This is a genomic window from Alistipes sp. Marseille-P2263 (assembly GCF_018101075.1).
GTDB classification, from domain to species: Bacteria; Bacteroidota; Bacteroidia; order Bacteroidales; family Rikenellaceae; genus Alistipes; species Alistipes dispar.
The window spans coordinates 1-1,784 of sequence record NZ_JAGQEJ010000022.1; the positions used below are offsets into that span (position 1 = coordinate 1).

Here is a 1,784-nt window from a genome sequence, read left to right on the forward strand (position 1 = left end):
GGGTTTCCCAGCAGACGGTCCGCCGTGCGGATGAGCACCCTTACGATGTCGATGTTCTTCCACTCGTTGAATCCCCCGATGTTGTACGTCTCTGCGACCTTTCCCCTGTGGAATATGGTGTCGATAGCCCGTGCGTGGTCCTCGACATAGAGCCAGTCGCGGACGTTCTCTCCTTTTCCATATACGGGCAGCGGTTTCCGATTTCGGATATTGTTGATAAATAGCGGAATCAGCTTTTCCGGGAACTGGTAGGGGCCGTAGTTGTTGGAGCAGTTGGTGACGATCACGGGCATGCCGTAGGTGTCGTGGTAGGCCCTTACGAAGTGGTCGGACGAGGCCTTCGAGGCCGAATAGGGCGAGTGAGGGTTGTATCTGGTAGTCTCGGAGAAGAACTCCTCGCCGTAGGCCGAATGATGTTCTCCGCTCGATGCCGAGGTCGAGAAGGGCGGTTCGATGCCCTGGGGCCGTGTCATCTCCAAAGCCCCGTACACCTCGTCGGTCGAGATGTGGTAGAAGAGTTTGCCGTGGTATCCCTCCCCGCGGGATTCCCAGTACACCCGCGCGGCCTCGAGCAGCGCGAGCGTGCCCAATACGTTCGTCCGCGCGAAGGTGAAGGGGTCGCGTATCGAGCGGTCCACATGGCTTTCGGCAGCCAGATGGATCACTCCGTCCGCCCGGTATTCCCGCATCAGGTGCGACATGCGTTCGTAATCGCAGATATCGGCCCGGACGAAAGCATAGTTCGGTTCCTGCTCCACGTCCCGGAGGTTCTCGAGGTTGCCCGCGTAGGTGAGCTTATCGACGTTGACGATCCGGTAATCGGGGTATTTCGAGACGAAAAGACGCACCACGTGGCTTCCGATGAAGCCCGCGCCTCCCGTGACGATGATGTTGCGTTTGAAATCCATTTTCTATTTCTCTTTTTCGATATTTCCGATACATTTGCGGAGGCTGTCCGTCCAGTGGGGAATCACGATACCGAATGTCTCCTTGATTTTCGTCTTGTCCAGCACCGAGTAGGCCGGTCGCACGGCTTTCGAGGGGAACTCGTCGCTGTGGCAGGGGCGGATGTCGCAGGCGGAGTTTCCGGCGTATTCGGCGATGGCCCGGGCGAAGTCGTACCACGAGCAGACGCCCTCGTCCGAGAAGTGGTAGATGCCTTCGCGGCCTTCGTATTTGCGGTGTTCCACGATGTCGAAGATCGCTTCGGCGAGGTCCCCGGCGTAGGTCGGGGTCCCCGTCTGGTCGAATACCACGCGCAGCACCTCCTTTTCTTCCGTCAGACGCAGCATCGTCCTGAGGAAGTTCCTCCCGATCTCCGAATAGAGCCACGCCGTGCGGAGAATCACATAGCGGCAGCCCGAAGCCAGCACCTCCTCCTCGCCGTGCAGTTTCGTCGCTCCGTAAACGCTTCGCGGCGCCGTCGGGGTTTCCTCCGTGCAGGGTCTGTTCGCTGTGCCGTCGAAGACGTAGTCCGTGGAGACGTGCACGAGCAGTCCGCCGACTCCTTTCATCGCGCGTGCCAGGTGTCCGGCGGCGGTGGCATTCAGCAGCTCGGCGCGCTCCGCGTCCTCCTCGGCGCGCTCCACGTCCGTATAGGCCGCGCAGTTCACGACAGCGCCGATGGCGTGTTCGCGGACGAAGCGTTCCACGGCCTCACGGTCCGTGATGTCGAGCCGCAGGGTATCGTCGCCCGCGACGTCCGTGAAGAAGTAGCGGTCCGCCGAGGCGGCCGAAGCACGCCGGAGGGCATGTCCCAACTGCCCTCCGGAGCCCGTGACAAG

2 protein-coding genes are annotated in these 1,784 nt (G+C 61.0%); both read right to left on the minus strand.

The features are described from left to right. The coding region (locus tag KB554_RS13180; RefSeq protein ID WP_211036498.1) for a dTDP-glucose 4,6-dehydratase at nucleotides 1–908 on the minus strand (908 nt) is incomplete at its 3' end. Between the two features lie 3 nt (nucleotides 909–911). Then, the coding region (gene rfbD, locus KB554_RS13185; RefSeq protein WP_211036500.1) for a dTDP-4-dehydrorhamnose reductase at nucleotides 912–1,784 on the minus strand (873 nt) is incomplete at its 5' end.